The organism is Cryptosporangium phraense (assembly GCF_006912135.1).
GTDB classification, from domain to species: Bacteria; Actinomycetota; Actinomycetes; order Mycobacteriales; family Cryptosporangiaceae; genus Cryptosporangium; species Cryptosporangium phraense.
On the sequence record NZ_VIRS01000009.1, the window covers coordinates 72,886 to 93,563 of the forward strand.

Annotated in this window: 16 protein-coding genes; 12 read left to right on the forward strand and 4 right to left on the reverse strand. The window is 71.7% G+C overall.

The annotated features are described in order from the left end of the window. The first annotated feature begins 25 nt into the window (after window positions 1–25). Window positions 26–2,587 carry an alpha-glucan family phosphorylase gene (gene glgP, locus FL583_RS14635; RefSeq protein ID WP_142705178.1) on the forward strand — a complete coding sequence of 854 codons (2,562 nt, stop codon included), beginning with the start codon at window positions 26–28 and terminating at the stop codon, window positions 2,585–2,587. Window positions 2,588–2,653: 66 nt separating this feature from the next. After that, window positions 2,654–3,298 (forward strand): hypothetical protein, encoded by a 645-nt coding sequence (locus tag FL583_RS14640; protein WP_142705179.1) that lies wholly within the window; start codon window positions 2,654–2,656, stop codon window positions 3,296–3,298. On the opposite strand, the gene glgX is transcribed toward FL583_RS14640, so the two are convergent. Then, entirely contained in the window at window positions 3,295–5,430 is a 2,136-nt protein-coding gene (gene glgX / locus FL583_RS14645) for a glycogen debranching protein GlgX (RefSeq protein WP_142705180.1), read from the reverse strand. The genes FL583_RS14640 and glgX overlap by 4 nt on opposite strands. Window positions 5,431–5,711: 281 nt before the next feature. Here glgX and FL583_RS14650 point away from each other — a divergent pair, with 281 nt between their 5' ends. The 3 genes from FL583_RS14650 (at window position 5,712) to FL583_RS14660 (ending at window position 9,952) form a co-directional block, all read left to right on the forward strand. Continuing rightward, a complete protein-coding gene (locus tag FL583_RS14650; protein ID WP_142705366.1) occupies window positions 5,712–6,533 on the forward strand; it encodes an ABC transporter ATP-binding protein in 822 nt (273 codons plus the stop codon). Window positions 6,534–6,571: 38 nt separating this feature from the next. Further along, window positions 6,572–9,088 carry a protein kinase domain-containing protein gene (locus FL583_RS14655; RefSeq protein WP_170323648.1) on the forward strand — a complete coding sequence of 839 codons (2,517 nt, stop codon included), beginning with the start codon at window positions 6,572–6,574 and terminating at the stop codon, window positions 9,086–9,088. 81 nt (window positions 9,089–9,169) lie between these two features. Beyond that, a complete protein-coding gene (locus tag FL583_RS14660; protein ID WP_142705182.1) occupies window positions 9,170–9,952 on the forward strand; it encodes an enoyl-CoA hydratase/isomerase family protein in 783 nt (260 codons plus the stop codon). Here the strand turns inward: FL583_RS14660 and FL583_RS14665 are convergent. Then, on the reverse strand, window positions 9,949–11,124 hold the full coding sequence (locus tag FL583_RS14665) for an acyltransferase family protein (RefSeq protein WP_170323649.1): 1,176 nt from the start codon (window positions 11,122–11,124) through the stop codon (window positions 9,949–9,951). The genes FL583_RS14660 and FL583_RS14665 overlap by 4 nt on opposite strands. Window positions 11,125–11,292: 168 nt before the next feature. Between FL583_RS14665 and FL583_RS14670 the strand changes: the two genes are divergently transcribed. The 7 genes from FL583_RS14670 (at window position 11,293) to FL583_RS14700 (ending at window position 19,095) form a co-directional block, all read left to right on the forward strand. Then, window positions 11,293–12,273 carry a hypothetical protein gene (locus FL583_RS14670; protein WP_142705184.1) on the forward strand — a complete coding sequence of 327 codons (981 nt, stop codon included), beginning with the start codon at window positions 11,293–11,295 and terminating at the stop codon, window positions 12,271–12,273. A gap of 58 nt (window positions 12,274–12,331) precedes the next feature. Continuing rightward, on the forward strand, window positions 12,332–13,951 hold the full coding sequence (locus FL583_RS14675) for an acetolactate synthase (RefSeq protein WP_142705185.1): 1,620 nt from the start codon (window positions 12,332–12,334) through the stop codon (window positions 13,949–13,951). Between the two features lie 72 nt (window positions 13,952–14,023). Then, window positions 14,024–14,662, forward strand: coding sequence for a dihydrofolate reductase family protein (locus FL583_RS14680; protein WP_142705186.1), 639 nt, complete (start codon window positions 14,024–14,026; stop codon window positions 14,660–14,662). A gap of 17 nt (window positions 14,663–14,679) precedes the next feature. Further along, the gene (locus tag FL583_RS14685) at window positions 14,680–15,030 is read left to right on the forward strand and encodes a YciI family protein (protein ID WP_142705187.1); all 351 of its coding nucleotides are present in this window, start codon (window positions 14,680–14,682) and stop codon (window positions 15,028–15,030) included. Next, window positions 15,027–16,229 (forward strand): RNA polymerase sigma factor, encoded by a 1,203-nt coding sequence (locus FL583_RS14690; RefSeq protein WP_142705188.1) that lies wholly within the window; start codon window positions 15,027–15,029, stop codon window positions 16,227–16,229. Before FL583_RS14685 ends, FL583_RS14690 begins: the two co-directional genes overlap by 4 nt. Before the next feature lie 17 nt (window positions 16,230–16,246). Further along, entirely contained in the window at window positions 16,247–17,662 is a 1,416-nt protein-coding gene (locus FL583_RS14695) for a diguanylate cyclase domain-containing protein (RefSeq protein ID WP_142705189.1), read from the forward strand. Next, complete coding sequence (locus FL583_RS14700) at window positions 17,659–19,095, forward strand: diguanylate cyclase (RefSeq protein WP_142705190.1); 1,437 nt, start codon at window positions 17,659–17,661, stop codon at window positions 19,093–19,095. Before FL583_RS14695 ends, FL583_RS14700 begins: the two co-directional genes overlap by 4 nt. Here FL583_RS14700 and FL583_RS14705 read toward each other — a convergent pair. Next, window positions 19,092–20,324, reverse strand: coding sequence for an RNA polymerase sigma factor (locus tag FL583_RS14705; RefSeq protein WP_205752145.1), 1,233 nt, complete (start codon window positions 20,322–20,324; stop codon window positions 19,092–19,094). The two genes, FL583_RS14700 and FL583_RS14705, sit on opposite strands and share 4 nt — an antisense overlap. Beyond that, complete coding sequence (locus FL583_RS14710) at window positions 20,321–20,677, reverse strand: YciI family protein (protein WP_142705191.1); 357 nt, start codon at window positions 20,675–20,677, stop codon at window positions 20,321–20,323. The genes FL583_RS14705 and FL583_RS14710 overlap by 4 nt, the downstream gene beginning before the upstream one ends. Between the last annotated feature and the right edge of the window lies 1 nt (window position 20,678).

Here is a 20,678-nt window from a genome sequence, read left to right on the forward strand (position 1 = left end):
CCCGGGCGTCGGTAGGGTGCGGCCCGTGAGAGCCCTACGTCGTTTTACCGTGCGGGCCAAGCTGCCCGAACCGCTGGCCCCGCTCGGTGAGCTCGTGATGAATTTGCGGTGGTCGTGGAACCCACCCACGGTTGATCTTTTCTCTTCCGTGGATCCCAGAGTCTGGGAACAGGTGCGCCAGGACCCGGTCCGTCTACTGGGGGAGGTCTCCGGTCAGCGACTGGAGGCGCTCGCCGCGGACCCGGACTTCCTCGGCCGCCTGCGGGACGCCCACGCCGACCTGCAGCGCTATCTCACCGAGCCACGCTGGTACCAGGAGCACGCCCAGGCCGAAGCCGACGCCGGGAAGCCGCTGCCCGCGTCGATCGCCTACTTTTCCCCGGAGTTCGGCATCACCGAAGTGCTGCCGCAGTACTCCGGCGGTCTGGGAATCCTGGCCGGCGACCACCTCAAAGCCGCCAGCGACCTGGGTGCGCCGATCGTCGGGGTCGGCCTCCTGTATCGATCCGGATACTTCAGTCAGGCGCTCACCGCCGACGGCTGGCAGGCCGAGCACTACCCGCCGCTCGACCCGCACGGCCTGCCGCTGCAGCGGCTGACCGGCGCCGACGGCGCTCCGCTGCGGATCTCGGTGAACCTGCCCGAGCACCGCACGCTGCACGCGCACATCTGGAAGGCGCAGGTCGGCCGGGTCCCGCTGCTGCTGCTCGACTCCGACATCGAAGACAACGGCCCGGCCGAGCGCGGGGTCACCGACCGCCTGTACGGCGGCGGCGCCGACCACCGGCTGCTGCAGGAGATCCTGCTCGGCATCGGGGGCGTCCGGGCGCTGCGCGCGTACGCCGAGCTGACCGGCGAGCCCGCACCCGAGGTCTTCCACACCAACGAGGGCCACGCCGGCTTCCTCGGGGTGGAGCGCATCCGCGAGCTCGTCCAGGGCACCGGCCTGACGTTCGACCAGGCGCTGTCGGCGGTGCGGGCGGGCACGGTGTTCACCACGCACACACCGGTGCCGGCCGGCATCGACCGGTTCTCCCGTGACCTGATCGCGCACGTGTTCGGCGCGGGTGTTCTGGCCGACGTGCCCGACATCCCGATCGAGCGGCTGCTCGGGCTGGGTGCCGAAGACGACCCGGGCGTGTTCAACATGGCCCACATGGGCCTGCGGCTGGGCCAGCGCGCCAACGGCGTCAGCAAGCTGCACGGGATCGTCAGCCGGGACATGTTCAAGGGGCTCTGGCCGGGCTTCGAGAACTCCGAGGTGCCGATCACGTCGGTCACCAACGGCGTCCACGCGCCGACCTGGGTGGCCCGCGAGACCGCGGCGATCGGGTCGGGCGCGGTGAACGACGACCTCTGGGCGGCGATCGGCCAGGCGCCGAACCAGCAGCTCTGGGAGACCCGCCGGGCGCTGCGCAGCAAGCTGGTCGAGGAGGTCCGCCGCCGGCTGCGGGCCTCGTCGCTACGGCGCGGGCACACCGACGCCGAGCTCGGCTGGATCGACTCGGTGTTCGACCCGGACGTGCTGACGATCGGGTTCGCCCGCCGGGTGCCGTCGTACAAGCGTCTGACGCTGATGCTGCGCGACCCCGACCGGCTGCGCGCGCTGCTGCTGGACCCCGACCGTCCTCTGCAGATCGTCATCGCCGGGAAGAGCCACCCGGCCGACGAGGGCGGCAAGATGCTGATCCAGCAGATGGTGCGGTTCACCGACGACCCGGCCGTGCGCAACCGGATCGTGTTCCTGCCCGACTACGACATCGGCATGGCCCGGTACCTGTACTGGGGCTGCGACGTCTGGCTGAACAACCCGCTGCGTCCGCTCGAGGCCTGCGGGACGTCGGGCATGAAGGCGTCGCTCAACGGTGGCCTCAACCTGTCCATCCGGGACGGGTGGTGGGACGAGATGTACGACGGCCAGAACGGCTGGGCGATCCCCACCGCCGACGGCGTCATCGACCCGGACCGGCGCGACGACCTGGAGGCGGCGGCGTTCTACGACCTGCTGTCCACCCACGTCCGGACGCTGTTCTACGAGCGCGGCGACGACGGCGTCCCGGCCCGCTGGCTGGAGATGGTGCGCCACACGCTCAGCTCGCTCGGCCCGAAGCTCACCGCGACGCGGATGGTGGCCGAGTACGTCGACCGGCTGTACGCGCCGGCCGCACGGAGCTCGGCCCGGGTGCTCGCGGACAATTTCGCGGGCGCGCGCGAGCTGGCCTCCTGGCGGGCCGACGTCGCGCAGCACTGGACCGGCGTCAAGGTGGCGCACGTGGAGTCGTCGGGGATCGGCGACACGCCCGAGCTCGGCGCGACCGTCAACATCCGGGCCGAGGTCAACCTCGGCGGGCTGGCGCCCGAGGCGGTGGCGGTCCAGGCCTGCTACGGCACGGTGGACTCCGACGACGTCCTGCACGAAGTCGCCACCGTACCGATGCGTCCGCTGGGCAACGGGGGAGACACCTACCGGTACGAAGCCGACATCCCGCTGGAGCAGGCCGGTCCGTTCGGGTACACCGTGCGTGTCCTTCCGCACCACGAGTTGTTGACCGATCCGGTCGAGCTCGGTCTAGTCACGACCGCCTAGTCCATAATCTGGGCTATGGCCTCTGTAACCGGTGGTGGTCGGTCCGCCACGAGCTCCGAGGAGCCCGTGGCGGACCGGCCGACGGGCGAGCCCGAGCTGAGGATCCTCGACGACCAGCTCCGCGTCGTCGACTCCAAGATCCAGCAGCACCGGCGCCGGATGCGGGCCGCGATCGACGTGTTCGGCCTGCTCGGGTTCGGGCTCGCGTTCGTCGGGCTGATCGTCGTGGCCAGCCTGGCCGCGGTCTCGTTCGCGTCCGACGAGCCCGGCGTCGGGATGTTGTTCAGCGCGCTGACCGTCGTCGCGCTGCCGATCGTCGGCATTGCCGCCTGGCACGCGTTCGGTGGCCTCTGGGGGCTCTCGCTGGAACTGCGCGACCTGCGGAAGCGGCAGGCCGAGCTGTACACCCAGATCTCCCGGGCCGAGGCCGCGTCGCCGGTCGACGCCGGCCGGGCCCGGCTCGACGACACCCGGGTCGACACCGGGCCGCCCTCCGGCCTGGGCGGGTTCATGGGCGGGCTCGGGCGTGGCGCGCCCCGGGTCGCGCTGCGCGAGCCGCCGGCCGGCAACAGCCCCGACGGCTACCGCGAGATCAACGACCAGAACCGGGGCATCTTCGGCCGCACGGCCGCCCTCTGGTTACTCGTCGCGTCCGGGATCCTGTTCCTGATCTTCATCGTCGGCGTCGCGCTGGGCACGGCCACCACCTAACGCACAGCCCGCAGCAGCACCGTCGACCAGGCGGAGAGCGGGCGGGCCGCGCCGCCCTCGACGACCTCGCTGCCGTCGGGCAGGTCCGGCCGGGCGGTGTCGAACACGACCTGGTAGCGCTGGGCCCACGGCGGCCCGGGCAGCCGGACCTCCAGGTCGCCGTCGGCCGCGTGCACCCACAGCAGGTACGAGTCGTCGACGATCCGCTCGCCGCGCAGCGTGCGGTTCCGGATCTGGTCGCCGTCGAGGAACATGCCCAGCGTCCGGGCGTCGTAGCGGTTCCAGTCGTCCGGGCTCATCAGGCCGCCGTCGGGCCGGAACCACGACAGGTCGCTGACCGGCGAGTCCAGGTCGGCCGGTGCGCCGACGAAGAACGACCGCTGCCGGAAGACCGGCGCCCGGCCCCGCAGCGTGAGCAGCCGGGACGTGAACCCGAGCAGCGACTCCGCCTCCGGGTCGAGCTTCCAGTCCACCCAGGACAGCTCGTTGTCCTGGCAGTACGCGTTGTTGTTGCCGCCCTGGGTGCGGCGCATCTCGTCGCCGGCCGTGATCATCGGGACGCCGGCGCTCAGGACCAGCGTGGCGAGCGCGTTCCGGATCTGCCGGTTGCGCAGCGCGAGCACGGCGCCGTCGTCGGTCTCGCCCTCGACGCCGCAGTTCCAGGACCGGTTGTCGTCGGTACCGTCGCGGTTGTCCTCGCGGTTGGCCTCGTTGTGCTTGTGGTTGTACGTGAACAGGTCGCGCATGGTGAAGCCGTCGTGCGCGGTGATGAAGTTGATCGACGCGAACGGGCGGCGGCCGTCGTCCTGGTAGAGGTCGGACGAGCCGGACAGCCGGTACCCCAGCTCGCCGAGGCCGCGGGTGCCGCCCCGCCACAGGTCGCGGACGGCGTCCCGGTAGCGGCCGTTCCACTCCGTCCACAGCGGCGGGAAGTTGCCGACCTGGTAGCCGCCCGCGCCGACGTCCCACGGTTCGGCGATCAGCTTGAGCTGGTTCACGACGGGGTCCTGGTGGATGACGGCCATGAACGCGCTCAGCTGGTCGACGTCGTGCATCGAGCGGGCCAGCGCCGACGCGAGGTCGAAGCGGAACCCGTCGACGCCCATGTCGAGGGCCCAGTAGCGCAGCGAGTCCATCAGCATCTGCAGCACCGCGGGCTGCCGGGCGTCCAGAGTGTTGCCACAGCCGGTGTAGTCGACGTAGCGGCTGGCGTCGGACGGATCCACCCGGTAGTAGCCGCGGTTGTCGATCCCGCGGAAGCTCAGCGTCGGCCCGTCGGCCCCGCCCTCGGCGGTGTGGTTGTAGACGACGTCGAGGATGACCTCGATGCCGGCCGCGTGCAACGCGGCGACCATGTCGCGGAACTCCTCGACCTGGCCGCCCGTGTCGCCGCGGGAGGAGAACCGGGAGTCCGGCGCGAAGTAGCCGAGCGTGTTGTAGCCCCAGTAGTTCGTCATCCCGCGTTCGCTGATGAACGGCTCCGAGACCATGTGGTGCACCGGCAGCAGCTCGACGCTCGTGATCCCGAGTTTCATCAGGTGCTCGATGACCGCCGGATGGGCCAGACCGGAGTACGTGCCGCGGAGGTTCTCGGGCACGTCCGGGTGGCGGGCGGTGAAGCCCCGGACGTGCAGCTCGTAGATGACCGTGTCCTCCCACGGCACCCGCGGCCGGGTGTGCGAGAGGCCGATCGTCCGGGCCAGCACGACCGAGCGCAGAGTGTTCGGGGCCGAATCGCGCCCGTCGGGCCACCCGCGGGAAGCGTCGCCGACGTGGCCGTAGAGCGACGGGTCGTCGACGACCTGCCCGGAGTACGCCCGCGCGTACGGGTCCATCAGTAGCTTGGCCGGGTTGAAGCGATGGCCGGCCAGCGGGTTCCACGGGCCGTGCACCCGGAAGCCATAGCGCTGACCAGGGCCGATGTCGGGGACGTAGCCGTGCCAGACGTGGTACGTGCTCTCGCCGAGCATCAGCCGGCGCTCGTTGCCGGCGTCGTCGAACAGGCACAGGTCGACGCCGACCGCGTGCGGGCTCCACAGCGTGAAGTTCACGCCGTCGCCGTCCCACGTCGCCCCGAGCGGGAACGGGCTACCCGGCCACGGCCCGTTGGGGTCGGCCGTCGCTGTGCTCATTGCGCCCCCTAGCAGCCTGTTGTGCACAGATTAGGGGTCTGCTCGGGTAAACGTAACTAGACCTCCCAAGATGTGACTGCGCGCCTGGTTCTGTTGGGTACCACGCGGCGCGCCGAGACGGGGGAGGGCGTCCGAGGTTGGCCGACGTGTTGTTGGATGGGGGCGTGCCTGCTGTTGGTCGCGCCTCCGTGCCTCCCGCGTCCGTTTCGCCGATCTTCTCGGTGACGTCCGGTGTATCGGTCGTCCCCGATGCGGCGCTGCCTGCGAAACCGCGGAAGGTCGTGGCGCCGGAGGCGCCGCGGACGTATCCGGAGCCGGACCCGGACGCGGTGCTCGACCTGGCCGGCGTCACGGTGACCCGGAGCGGCAACGACCTGCTCGACGAGATCTCCTGGAAGGTCGCCCCGGAGGACCGGTGGGTGGTCCTCGGGCCGAACGGCGCGGGCAAGACCACGCTGCTCTCGGTCGCCGCGGCGCGGCTCCACCCGACCCGCGGCCGGGTCGCGATCCTCGGCGAGCAGCTCGGCAAGGTCGATGTCTTCGAGCTCCGGCCGCGGATCGGCCTCTCGTCCGCGTCGCTCGCGGAGCGCATCCCGTCCGACGAGACGGTGGCCGACGTCGTGGTCACGGCCGCGTACGCGGTGGTCGGCCGCTTCAACGAGCAGTACGACGGTCTGGACGCTACGCGGGGCCGGGGTCTGCTGGCCCAGTTCGGTGTGGAGCACCTGGCCGATCGGCTGTACGGGACGCTCAGCGAGGGCGAACGCAAGCGGGTCCAGATCGCCCGGGCGCTGATGACCGACCCCGAGGTGCTGATGCTCGACGAGCCGGCCGCCGGGCTCGACCTGGGTGGGCGGGAGGACCTGGTCCGTCGCTTGTCGACGCTCGCGCGGGACCCGTACTCGCCGGCGCTGATCCTGGTGACGCACCACGTCGAGGAGATCCCGCCGGGCATCACGCACGCGTTGCTGCTGCGCAAGGGCGCGGTAGTTGCGGCCGGGCCGGTGGAGTCGGCGCTGACCGCCGAGACGCTGTCGTCGACGTTCGGGCTGCCGCTGCGTCTCGACCAGCGCGACGGAAGGTACAGCGCCCGCGCGCTTTGAGCTATTAGGCATTGCTTCGCGGCCTAGAGTTGATGGATATGGGCCGACACGACCAGATGCTCCTCGAGATCGGGGAAGACATCGCCGGGTACACGGTGGAGTCGTTCGTCGCCCGCGGTGGGATGGCCGTGGTGTACAAGGCGGTCGACAAGCGCCTCGGGCGGCCGGTCGCGCTCAAGCTGATCGCGCCGGAGCTGGCGTCGGATCCGACGTTCCGGGCCCGGTTCACCCGGGAGAGCGAGCTCGCCGCGTCGCTCGACCATCCGAACGTGCTGCCGGTGTACCAGGCCGGTGAGTTCGACGGGATGCTGTACGCGGTTCTGCGCTATGTGGACGGCGAGGACCTCGACCGGGTGATCAGGCGCCGGGGCCGGCTGACGCCGGGGGAGACGATCACGATCTTCTCCGCGGTGGCGGCGGCTCTGGACGCGGCCCACGAGCGGCAGCTGGTGCATCGGGACGTGAAGCCGGGCAACGTGCTGCTGACCGGTTCGGACGATCAGTACGGGATGAACCTCGCCCAGCGGCACGTGTACCTGACCGACTTCGGGCTGACGAAGCGCGCCGCGGACGTGACCGGGCTGACGACGGCCGGCCAGTTCCTCGGGACGATCGCCTACGTCGCGCCCGAGCAGATCGCGAACCAGCCGGTCGACCATCGGGCGGACGTGTACTCGCTCGGGTGCGTGCTGTACCACGTGTTGAGCGGGTCGGCGCCGTTCGATCGGCGCGATTACGTGGCGATGATGTGGGCGCACATCTCGTCACCGCCGCCGTTGCTGTCGGACGCGGTGGAAAACGTGCCGCCGGCCGCGGACGCGGTGTTGCAGTCGGCGATGGCGAAGCGGCCGGGGGCTCGGCCGGACAGCTGCAGTGCGCTGATCGGTCAGTTGCGGGATGCGTTCGGGCTCGGGGTGGATGCGCCGCTGCGGTTGGCCGAGAAGAGGATCCGGCCGACGCCGGGGGTCCGGGAGCGGTTCGCGGGGGAGCCTGCGGACGACCGGCCGACGATCAAGCGCACCGGCCCGCCTACGGGCGGGACGCCCGCGGGAGCACAGCCATCGCCGCCGACCGGCCACCCGAACGGCTCCACCCCCGCCCCCGAGGCCCCGCCGGCCCCGCCTCCGGAACCGGCCGTGCCCGCTGGGCCCGATTCGAGTGCCGAGACGACTCTCCTCGCGTCTCCCGGCCCCGCCGACGCCCCCGCGGCCACCGGAGCGCCGTACTATCCCGCGCCGCCCGAGGTGGCTCCCTGGACGACCGGGGCCGACAGCGGCCCTCCGCCGAGCTTGGGCGACGTCCTGCGAACACCGTCGCCCTCGCCGGAACCCGAGGTCGCATTCCGGGCCGAGGCCCCGGCCGCGCCGACCGAGAAGCGCCCCCGCCCGGAGCCCGAGCGCGACACCCCACAAACCCTGCTGAGCCACCGCCGCGACCCCGAACCACCCCGCCCGGGCACCCGCTCCTGGCGCATCCCGGTCCTGGCCGGCGTCGTCGTCCTGGTGATCCTCCTCGGGGTGGCCGCGTTCATCGTGCTCGGCCCGGACGACGACAACGACTCGAACAACGCCGCCACCCCGACTCCGACGGCCGGCGCGAGCGTCACCCCGTCCGCTACCGCCTCGATCCCGGCCAGCCTCGCCCAGCCGACCGTCCAGAAGACGATCCCGGTCGGCCGGGGCCCCCAGGGCATCGCGTTCGCCCCCGACAACCGCTTCGTCTACGTCGCCAACAGCGACAGCCGCACGGTCTCGGTCGTCGACACCGAAGAGCTCGGCCAGGTCGCCACGATCCCCACCCGCGACCAACCCCAGTACCTCGCGATCAACCGCGACGGCACCAAGCTCTACGTCTCAACCCACAACGACAACGGCACCGGCAACACGGTCGCGGTCGTCGACACGAAGACCCGCCAGGTCACCAAGCGCATCAACGTGGGCAATCCCGACCAGCCGTCCAACCCGTACGCGCTGGCGCTCTCGCCCGACGGCGCTCTCCTCTACGTGCCCGACCACGAGCGCAGCGTCATCACGGTCATCGGCACCGCTCAGGAGCAGGTCCTGATGACGCTCGGGGTCAAGCCCAAGCCGCACTGGGTGACGTTCGCCCCGGACGGCCGGTCCGCGTACGTCGCCGACCACGAGTCGAACCTGATCTCGGTGATCGACACCGCGAAGACGACGGTGACGGCCACGATCCCGGTCGGGAAGAGCCCGCACAGCGTCGCCGTGACCCCCGACGGCACGACGGCCCTCACCGCGAACTTCGACGTCGACACGTCGTCGGTCGTCGATCTGAAGACGAAGAACGTCCGCACGGTGAACGTCGGCAAGAACCCTCGGTGCGTGGCGGTGTCCGCGGACGGGAGGCACGCGTACTACGCGGCCACCGGAGACGGTCGGCTGACCGTGATCGACATCAAGACCCTCCGACGCACGGCGAGCCTGGCCGTGGGGCAGGAGCCGTGGGTCGTGGCGGTCTCGCCGGACGGGTACACCGGGTGGGTGAGCAACCGGGCGTCGAACACGGTGTCCGTGGTCACGCTCGCGCGGTGAGCCCGACTACCCGCCGGTAGGCTGCCGCCAACGGCATCGAGGCCGGACGGCTGCCCGTCCGGAGAAGGGTGGTCGGGGCGGATGACCGGCGAATTCGTGACGCTCGAGGTGACGGACAAGATCGGCACGATCCGGCTGGACCGGCCGAAGATGAACGCGCTCAACACCCAGGTGCAGCAGGAGTTGCGGGCCGCGGCCCAGGAGGCGACCGAGCGGGACGACGTGCGCGCGGTCGTGCTCTACGGCGGGCCGAAGGTGTTCGCGGCCGGTGCCGACATCAAGGAGTTCGCCGAGACCGACTACACCCGGATGGTGGCTCGGGCCGAGGCGCTGACCGGGTCGCTGACCGCGGTCGCGCGGATCCCCAAGCCGGTGATCGCCGCGGTCACCGGGTTCGCGCTCGGCGGTGGGTGCGAGCTGGCGCTGACCGCGGACTTCCGGGTCGCGGGCGACAACGCGAAGCTCGGCCAGCCGGAGATACTGCTCGGGATCATCCCGGGCGCCGGTGGCACGCAGCGGCTGACCCGGCTGGTCGGTCCGGCCAAGGCCAAGGACCTGATCTACTCCGGGCGGTTCGTCGACGCGGCCGAGGCGCTGGCGATCGGCCTCGTCGACAAGGTCGTCGCGCCGGACGACGTGTACGCGGCCGCGGTCGAGTGGGCGTCGCAGTTCGCGAACGGGCCGGCCTGGGCCCTGCGAGCCGCGAAGGCGGCGATCGACGGCGGGCTCGACGTCGACCTGGAGACCGGGCTGCGGCTGGAGAGCCAGCTGTTCGCGGGTCTGTTCGCGACCGAGGACAAGCGGATCGGCATGGAGTCGTTCCTGGCCAACGGCCCGGGCAAAGCCGAGTTCACCGGCGCCTAGAGTGCCCGCCCGACCGGTGTGAGGCCGGAGTAGGCCGCCAGCGCCCGCGCCTCGGTGTCGACCGTCCGTGGCGCGCTGCGCGTGTGCTGTCGGCTGCGCTCTTTCAGAGCGCGGCTCATCCGACGGCTGCCGGGTTCCTCGACGTACCGGTTGAGGGCCCAGGCCAGTCCGACGACGACCAGGCCGACGAAGACGAGCACGAACCAGCGGTTGAGCCCGAGCCGCACGTTGCCGATCGTCAGCAGCGTGTAGCCGATGTTCTCGTGCAGCAGGTACAGCGGGTAGGTGAGCGCGCCGAGGAACGCGATCCGGGCCGCGCCCGGCACGCGCACGCCGCCGACCAGCAGCGCGAACGCGACGAACGTCGTCAGCAGCACGGCGCACACCACCCAGCCCGAGAACGGCAGCCCGTACTTGCGGGTCAGCGCGTTCGCGAACGACACGCCCCGCACCAGCGCCCAGCCGCAGGACGCGAGCGTGATGCCCAGCGCCACCCAGCGTTGCCGCCGGCTCAGCGACGCGCCCGGCCCCTCCTTGGCCAGCAGCGCGAACCCCACCCCGGCGGTGAAGTACGGCGTCCACTCCGGGACGAACAGCCGGGCCCAGCCGTCGGACATCGACCAGAACGAGTGCACCAGCGAGATCCCCAGCCAGAGGCCGGCCCCGGCCAGCACCCGGTTCACGGTCAGCCCGACGACCGTGCCCACCGCGACCAGCCCGTAGAACGCGAGCTCGACCAGCAACGTCCAGTACACCCCGTCGACGTAGGTGACGCCGAACGCCTCGCTGCCCATCGTCAGGTTGGCGGCCCACTGACCGAACGAGACCGACAGCCGGTCGCCGGGCAGGAGCGTCACCGCCAGCGCGGTGACCGTGCAGGCGACCCAGAACGCCGGGTACAGCCGGCCGGCCCGGTTGAGCAGGAACGTGCCCGCGGTGCGCCCCCAGGCGCTCCGGAGGATGACGAACCCGCTGATCACGAAGAACACGTCGACGCCGAGGTAGCCGTACCGGAACAGGGCCGCGTGGCCCTCGAAGCCGGTGGTCGCCAGCGGGGTCGACCCGGTGGTCGAGCGGAACATCCAGTGGAACGCGACGACGGCGGCCGCCGCGAGGAAGCGGAGGACGTCGAGTTCATGGCAGCGTCGTAACTGGCCGGTTGTAGCACGCACCGTTCCCAGGTATCCACGCGCGGTGAAGAACGAACTAAGGAACCATCGATGTGAGGAAGTTCGCGCGGTGGAGCGAGTCCGCTTCCCGACCCCGGGATGGGACATTCACAGGTGTCGCCTACCCTGACGGCGCCAAGCGTCCGCGCGGCCGCGGTGGAGGAGAACGGGATGACGTACCCACAGGACCCGCAAGGGTACGGGCAGCAACAGCCCGGGGCCTATGACCCCAGCGGCGCCGGTTACGGCGACCCGTACGCCCAGCCCGGGTCCTACCAGCCGGCGTACGACCCGACCACGGGCCAGCCGCTGCCGCCCGGCCAAGTGCCGCCGGGTCAGGTGCCGCCGGGTCAGGTGCCGCCGGGCAGCCCGTTGACGCCGGGCTACGACTACAACCAGCCGCAGTACCCGCAGCAGCCGACGTCGGGATATCCCGGTGCGCCTACGTCGGGATATCCGGGTTACCAGCAGCCGGCGTACCCGCAGCCCGGGTATCAGCAGCCGGCCTACCCGCAGCCCGGGTACGGCTATCCGCCGGTGCCGCCGCCGAAGAAGAGCAACACCGGGCTGATCCTCGGCATCGTCGCGGGCGTCGTCGTGCTGCTCGTGGTCGTGGTCTCGCTCGGCCTCTGGGCGATCTCCGGCGACGACCCGCCGACGCCCAAGCCGACGATCGCCGCCCCGTCGCCGTCGGTCTCGACGTCCCCGTCGCCGTCCGACCCGCCGTTGCTCTCCCAGTTCAAGGATCCCGACCTGCGCGACTTCGCCCGCCACGGCACGGCGACGGCCACCACCTGCGAGGTCGTCACGTCGACGATCCCCGGGGCGAACGCCGCCAACGAAGCGCTGAAGTGCTCGTACACCGGGTCGTTCGAGGTCTACTACCTGCGCTACAAGACGCTGGCCGACCGCGACTCGTACGCGAAGTCCGCCCGCAACGGCTTCTCCGACGACACGCTGGTCGTCGACGGCGACACGTTCTGGACCGACGACCAGCAGACCCGTCAGGGCAACTACATCACCGGCCACGCCACGAAGGACGGTGGCCGCTACATCTACTGGGACGTTCCGGGCAAGCCGGTCTCGGGCGAGATCTACACGACGACCACCGACGCGGCCGCGACCGAGGCGTTCTGGAAGAAGATCCGCTGACTCGGTTACCTCTGAGTAGGGTTCGCCTGAGAAAGGTTGGACCGACGAGAGGAATCCGATGACCGAGCTGGAAGGACACGGCGGGGAGCTGGCGCTGGCCGCGCTGCGGGCCCGCGGTGTCGAGGCGATGTTCACGCTCTCCGGTGGGCACGTCTTCCCGCTCTACGACGCGGCCCACACCACCGGTTTCCGGCTGATCGACGTCCGGCACGAGCAGAGCGCGGTGTTCGCGGCCGAGGCGACCGCGAAGCTCACCCGTCGGCCCGGGCTCGCGGTGCTCACGGCCGGTCCGGGCGTGACGAACGGGGTCTCGGGCGTCACGTCGGCCAAGTTCAACGGCTCGCCGATCGTCGTCCTGGGCGGGCGGGCGCCGCAGATGCGCTGGGGCGCCGGGTCGCTGCAGGAGTTCGATCACGTCCCGGTGCTCGCGCCGATCACCAAGCACGCGGCGACGGTCACCGACGTCGGGGCGATCGCCGCCGACGTCGGCGCGGCCGCCGACCTGGCGCTGGCCCCGCACCGCGGTCCGGTCTTCCTCGACCTGCCGATGGACGTGATCTTCGACCGGGCCCGGTCGGAGATCACGCCGCCGGCGCCGCCCGCGGGCGGCGAGGCCGACCCGGCGGAGGTCTCGGCCGCCGCCGCGCTGATCGCGAGCGCCGAGCGTCCGGTGCTGATCGCCGGGTCGGACGTCTACGCCGGATCGGCCGAGCAGGCGCTGGTCGCGGCGGCCGAGGCGCTGCGGGTGCCGGTGTTCAGCAACGGGCAGGGTCGCGGGTGCATCCCGGCCGACCACCCGCTGGCGTTCGCCCGGGTCCGGGGCAAGGCGTTCAAGTCGGCGGATCTCGTCGTGGTCGTCGGGACGCCGCTGGACTTCCGGCTCGGGTTCGGGGCGTTCGGCGAGGCGGCGGTCGTACACGTCGTCGACTCGCCGTCGCAGAAGGCCGGGCACGTGACGACGGCGGCCGCGCCGGTCGGCGACCTGGCGACGATCCTCACCGCGTTCGCCGACTACACCGGGCCGCGGGCCGACCACGAGAGCTGGATCGCGTCGCTGCGCGACCTCGAGGACGCGGCCCGGTCGGCCGAGCTGGACGTGCTGCGGGCCGACACCGATCCGATCAAGCCGGCCCGGATCTACGGTGAGCTGCGCTCGGTGCTCGACCGGGACGCGGTCGTGATCTGCGACGGCGGTGACTTCGTGTCGTACGGCGGGCGGTACCTCGACTCGTACACGCCCGGCTGCTGGCTCGACCCGGGGCCGTACGGCTGCCTCGGCACCGGAGCCGGGTACGCGATCGGGGCCCGGGTGGCCCGGCCCGACAAGCAGATCTGCGTGCTGTTCGGTGACGGCGCGGCCGGGTTCTCGCTGATGGACGTCGAGTCGTTGGTGCGCCAGAAGCTGCCGGTCGTGATGGTGGTCGGGAACAACGGGATCTGGGGGCTCGAGAAGCACCCGATGCAGGCGGTGTACGGCTACGACGTGGCGGCGGATCTGCAGCCTGGGCTGCGGTACGACGACGTCGTGAGCGCACTCGGGGGCGCGGGGGAGACCGTCGAGAAGCCGGGCGATCTGGGTCCGGCCCTGCGCCGAGCCTTCGACGCCGGAGTCCCGTACCTGGTGAACGTCCTGACCGATCCGTCCGACGCCTACCCCCGCAGTTCGAATTTGGCGTGAGAAGAGTGTCGTAGCGCGGCCCGGGTGTTCGTGGTGAGGGTGTAAGCCACCAACACCCGGGAGGACGTACCGATGAAGCTCAGCGTCAATCTGTTTCTCACGCTCGACGGGGTCGCGCAGGGGCCGGGCGGGCGGGAGGAAGACACCTCGGGCAAGTTCGACCGCGGCGGCTGGGTCGTGCCGTACTTCGACGAGGCCGGCGGTGCGTTCGTGAGCCGCTACTTCGCCGAAGCCGAGGCGTTCCTCTACGGCCGCCTCACCTACCAGATCATGGCCGCCCACTGGCCGCTGGTCACCGACCCCGCCGACCCGGTCGCCGGCCGGCTCAACACCTACCCCAAGTACGTCGTCTCCAGCACCCTCACCGACGCCGACGCGAGCTGGGCCAACAGCACGGTCCTGCGCGGCGACTTCCTGGCCGCGATCCGCGACCTGAAGAAGCAGCCCGGCGGCGAGCTCCAGGTCCACGGCTGCGCCCAGCTGGCCCGGACCCTGCACGAGGCCGGCCTGATCGACGTCTACCGGCTGATGATCTTCCCGGTGACCGTCGGCGACGGTAAGCGCCTGTTCTCGCCCGACGCCCCGCCGACCGGCTTCCGTACGGTGAGCGCGGAAACCACGCCCACCGGGGTCTCGCTGCTGACGCTGGAACCGGTACCGTTCGCCGCCGGCGACTTCGAGGTCATCGACGGCGAGTCACGCGCCCGATAACGCGAGGAGAAACAGTCATGGCACAGCAGTACATGCTCTCGGTCTGGCACGTCGGCGGGTACCCGGAGCTTCCCCCGGACGAGATGCAGGCCCAGTTCGAGGCCGTCGGCGCGTTCAACCAGGAGGTCATGGACGCCGGCGCCTGGGTGTTCGCCGGCGGCCTGATGCCCCGGGACACCGCGACGACCGTCGACAACACCGGCGCCGAGACGATCCTGGCCGACGGCCCGTTCGCCGAGACCAAAGAGCACATCGGCGGCTTCTGGGTGATCACGGCCGAGAATCTCGACGAGGCGCTGCGCTGGGCGGCCAAGGGCTCGAAGGCGTGCGCGGGCAAGGTCGAGGTCCGGCCCTTCCAGAGCGAATGACCGCGTCCGACGAGGACATCGAGCGCATCGTCCGGGCCGAGTACGGGCGGGTCGTGGCGACGCTCGTCCGCCGCTTCTCCGACGTCGACATCGCCGAGGAAGCGGCCGGCGAGGCGCTCGTCGTCGCGGTGCAGACCTGGCGGCGGGACGGGCTGCCGCCGAACCCCGGCGGCTGGCTCGTCACCACGGCCGGCAACCGGGCCATCGACCGGATCCGACGCGAGTCCACCCGGGACGCCCGCCAGAAGGAGGCGGCCATGCTCACCCCGCCCGACTCCGATCCACTCGGCGCGGTCGACGACGACCGGCTCCGGCTCATCTTCATGTGCTGCCACCCGGCGCTGGCCGTCGAAGCCCGGGTCGCGCTGACGCTGCGGCTGGTCGTCGGCCTGTCGATGGCCGAGATCGCGGCCGCGTTCGTCGTCGAGGAGACGACGATGGCGCAGCGTCTCACCCGGGCCAAGCGGAAGATCAAGGCGGCCCGGATCCCGTTCGGGGTCCCGTTCGCCTCCGACCTGCCGTCCCGGCTGAGCTCGGCGATGGCCGTCGTCTACCTGGTCTTCAACCAGGGCTACTTCGCCACCACCGGTGACGTCCCGCTCCGGGGCGAGCTCTGCGCCGAGGCGATCCGGCTGGCCCGGCTGCTCCGGCAGCTGCTGCCGGACGAGCCGGAGACGTCCGGACTGCTGGCCCTGCTCCTGCTGACCGACGCGCGTCGGCCGGCGCGGTTCGAGGGGACGACACTCGTACCGCTGGCCGAGCAGGACCGTACCCGGTGGATCCGGCCGTCGATCGACGAGGGGCACGACCTGGTCCGGCAGTGCCTGAAGCTCCAGCGCCCGGGTTACTACCAGATCCTGGCCGCGATCAACGCCGTGCACACCGACGGCCCGGCGAGCGACTGGCGGCAGGTGCTGGCGCTCTACGACCAACTGATGGTCGTGGCCCCGTCGCCGGTCGTCGCACTGAACCGGGCGGTCGCGCTGGCCGAGGTCGAGGGGCCGGCGGCCGCGTTGACGGCCGTCGACGCGCTCGACCTCGTGCCGTACCACGCCTGGCACGCGACCCGGGCCGACCTGCTCCGCCGGCTCGGTCACGACCGGGACGCCGCCGCGGCCTACGAGTCGGCGATCGCGCTGGCCGACAACCCGGCCGAGCGGGACTTCCTGACCACGCGTTTGGCTTCAGTCCGCGGCTAGCCCGCCGATGGGTGGGCGTGCTGTCGCGTCGAGCCCGGGCGCTGGCCCACTCGGTGCTGGTCGGCACCGTCGTCATGTCGCTGATCGTCGTGCTGCGGGTGCTCGGCCTGGCCGGGACGACCCCGCTGTGGGTGTTCGCCGTGCTCGTCGTCGTCGGAACGACGTTCCACGAGCCGGCGCTGCACCGCGCGCTCAGCGGCGGCGACCTCAGCCGGCGGCTCTGGCCGCGGGTCGCGATGCGGTACCTGGTCAACACCGCGACGATCTACGCGACCGGCTGGGGCCCGGTGCTGGCCGTGACCCACCTCGTCCTGCTGTCGGAGTTCACCGGCCAGTCCGGCTCGCGGGCCTGGCGGCCGGCCGCGGTGTGCAGCGCCGTGACGATCGGGCTCGGCGAGCTGGCGATCAACGCCGGCCTGTACAGCTACCTCCCGGAGCCCCAGGTGCACGGGGTGGCCGTGCTGGTCGCGGCCGGCACCGTGCTCGCCTGCCGGTTCTTCGGAGCCGCCGTCCGGGCCCGCGAGCAGGTGGAGACCGCGCTGCGCGGGAGCGAGGAACGGTTCCGGTCGGTCGTCCAGGACGGGTCGGACATGGTCACGTTCACCGATCGGGACGGCGTCCTGCGGTACGTGAGCCCGAACTCGTCCCGGGTCGTCGGACACGAGCCCGAGGTCCTGCTCGGCGACGGCCTGTGGAAGCTCATCCACCCCGACGACCGGGACCTCGCCCACGAGTTGCGGGCCCGGATCCGCGAGCAGCCGGACACCGAGCACTCGGCCGAGCTGCGATTCCGGCGGGCCGACGGCGTCTGGCGATGGCACGAGGTCGTGGTCCGCAACCTGCTCGACCGTCCCGAGGTCGACGCGGTCGTCGGCCACCAGCGGGACGTGCACGACCGGCGGACCGCGCAGGACCGGATCGCCTACGCGGCGACCCACGACGCGCTCACCGGCCTGCTCAACGCGTCGGCGTTCCAGCTGGCGCTGGAGGAGACGCTCGGGCACTCCTACCCGGTGGGCCTGCTGTTCCTCGACCTGGACGGGTTCAAGCAGGTCAACGACGTCCTCGGGCACGCGGCCGGTGACGAGAGGCTGCGCCTGGTCGCCGACGTGCTGCGGACGTGCGGCCGGGAGCGGGACGTGCTCGGCCGGCTCGGGGGCGACGAGTTCGTCGTCGCGCTGAACGGCGTCGGCGGGAGCGCGCAGGCCGAGGCGATCGCCGCGGCGATCATCCAGGGCATCGACGCGGCCCAGCCGCCCGACGACGGGGGCACGCGGGTGGGGTGCAGCATCGGCATCGCGCTGGCCCAGCCGGGCGAGGTGGACGCCCGCGGCCTGGTGCGCCGGGCCGACGCGGCGATGTACACCTCGAAGCGCCGGCGGCGGAACGGGTACGAGCTCTCCGCCGGATCGATGCCGGCCGTGGCCGGGTGAGCCCGTTGCGCCATCTCCGCAACGCGGCCGAGCAGGTGGTCGTGCTACTCGTGCTCGCCGTGCTGCGGTTGTTCGACCTGGTCGGCCCCACGCCGTTCTGGGTGTTCGTCGCGCTGCTGGGGGCGGGCGCGGTCCTGCAGCAGCCGGGGGTGCAGGACCGGCTGGGCGGCGGGACCGGCGAGCGGCTGTGGCTGCGCGTCGGGTCGCGGATCGCGATCAACACGACGCTGATCTACGCGATCGGCTGGGGCGCGATGCTGGCCGTCGCGCACCTCAACGTGCTGTCCCGGTTCGTCCGGCAGGACGGTTCCCGGGCCTGGCGGCCGCTGGCCGTGTGCAGTGCGGTGTCGCTGCTGATCGGCCAGGTCGCGATCGGCTGCGGGCTGTTCAGCTACCTGCCGCTCCCCGAAGGGCACGGGGTCGCGCTGTTGATCGGGCTCGGCGTCGTCAGCACGAGTGCGGTGCTCGGGGAGGCCGTCCGCCGGAGGGAAGAGGCGGAAGCCGCGCTCCGCGCGAGCGAGGGCGCCCTCCGCGCGAGCGAGGAGCGCTTCGCGGCGCTCCTGTACGACGGGGCCGACATCATCACGCTGACCGACGCCGACGGGCAGGTCGTCTACGTGAGCCCGACCGCCGCGCGGATCACCGGGCACGACCCGGCGAGCCTGCTCGGCGACGGCCTGTGGACGCACCTCCACCCGGACGACTACGCGGCCGCCGCGGAGTTCAACGCCCGGATCCGCGCCGAGCCGGACGTCGTGCACGCCCGGGAGCTGCGGATCCGGCACGCCGACGGGTCGTGGCGCTGGCACGAGTTCGTCACCCGCAACCTGCTGACGCACCCCGGCGTGCGGGCGATCGTCGGCCACCACCGGGACATCCACGACCGGCGGACCGCCCAGGAACAGATCCTGTACGCGGCGACGCACGACGAACTGACCGGCGTCCTGAACAACTCGGCGGTCAAGCTCATGATCGAGCAGACGCTGGCCGGCGCGGCCGAGGGCGGGTACCCGGTCGGGCTGCTCTTCCTCGACCTGGACGGGTTCAAGCAGGTCAACGACGACCACGGGCACGCCGCCGGGGACGAGAAACTGCAGCTGGTCAGCCGGGTCCTGGAGTCGACCGGCCGGGAGCGGGACGTGATCGGGCGGATCGGCGGCGACGAGTTCGTCGTGCTGTGCAACGGCGTGGCCGGGCCGGAGCAGCTGGAGGCCCAGGCCCGGCTGATCCTGGCCGGGATCGCGGACGCCCAGCCGCCCGGGGAGAGCGGTGCCCGGGTCGGGTGCAGCATCGGGATCGCGCTGGCCGACCCGGGCACGCTGGACGCCAAGGCGCTGCTGCGCCGAGCGGACGCGGCGATGTACGTGTCGAAGCGACGCGGCCCCAACGGCTACGAGGTGTTCGCCGACTCGATGATCGCCAACGCCGGTTAGGAATGTCCGGCCGCGCACTCGGACGCCCGGCGTTGCATCGTCGAGCGGTCGGCCGCGTTCTGGGTCCGGGCGGCCGCGGTGAGGAAGTGTTCGCGGGCGGTGGCGTGGTCGCCGTGGCGGCAGTGCAGGTCACCGGCTACGGCGTTCAGGAGGTGGTACTGCGCCAGGCTGGGCAGGGCGAAGAGCGGCTCGAGCACCTCCAGACCCGCGGCCGGGCCGAACGCCCGGGCAGTCGCGACCGCCCGGTTGAGCTCCACGACCGGCGACGGGCTGATCCGGGCCAGCCCGTCGTAGAGCGCGGTCATCCGCTCCCAGTCCGTGTCTTCGTAGCGGGCCGCCCTGGCGTGGCAGGACGCGATCGCCGCCTGCAGCGCGTACGGGCCGGTCGTGCCGCCGAGCTGCTCGATCCGGTCGAGGGTGGCCAGGCCGCGCCGGATCAGCAGCCGGTCCCAGCGGGTGCGGTCCTGGTCGTCGAGCATGATCGGCTCGCCGTCCGGCGTCTCCCGGGCCCGCAGCCGGGACGCCTGGATCTCGATCAGCGCGAGCAGGCCGAGCGTCTCGGTGTCGTTCGGGGTCAGCGCGGCCAGCATCCGGCCCAGCCGCAGTGCCTCCGCGCACAGGTCGCCCCGGATCCACCGGTCTCCGCTGGTGGCCGCGTAACCCTCGTTGAACACTAGGTAGATCACCTCGCGGACGGCGTCCGTACGAGGCTTCCGGTCGTCGGGAAGCTCGAAGCGGACCTTGGCCGCGGCCAAGGTCTTCTTGGCCCGGACGATGCGCTGCGCGATCGTCGGGACCGGGGTCAGGAACGCGCGGGCGACGTCCTCGGTGCTCAGGCCGCAGACGAGCTTGAGCGTGAGCGCGGACCGCGCGTCCGGCGACAGGATCGGGTGGCAGGCCATGAAGATCAGCCCGAGCAGGTCGTCGGCGAGCGTTTGGTCTTCCGAAACCTCGTACGTCTCCGGCTCCGACGCCGCCACCAGCCGGTACTTGCCCCGCTGGACGTCCCGGCGGCGGAGCCGGTCGATCGCCAGGAACTTCGCGGTGGTGTTCAGCCAGGCCGCCGGGTTGTCCGGGACGCCCTCGCTCCGCCACTTCTCGATCGCGGAGACGAAGACGTCCTGGGCGAGCTCCTCGGCGGTGTCGAGATCACCGACCAGACGCATCAACCGGGCGATGACCCGTGGCGACTCGACCCGCCACAGGACATCGATCCGGTCGTCGGTCACTGCAGGTCGTCGAACTCGTTGACCTTGCGGACGTCGACCCGCTCGACGCCGATCAGCAGCGCGTACCGGCGGGCGTGCTCGATCGCCTCGGCCAACGAGTCGACCTCGAGGATCGCGAAGCCGCCGATCAGCTCCTTGGCCTCGGCGAACGGCCCGTCGATCACCCGGACGTCGCCGTTCTCGACCTCCAGCCGGGCGCCCTGCTTGCTGGACGCGACGCCCTCGCCGGCCAGGAGCACGCCGGACATCGACAGCTCCTGGACGTACTCGCCCACCTTCGCGATCGTCTCCGGCGTCGGCTTGACGCCGTCCTCGTCGGCCTGGGTCTCGTAGTGCATGAGCATGTAGCGCATC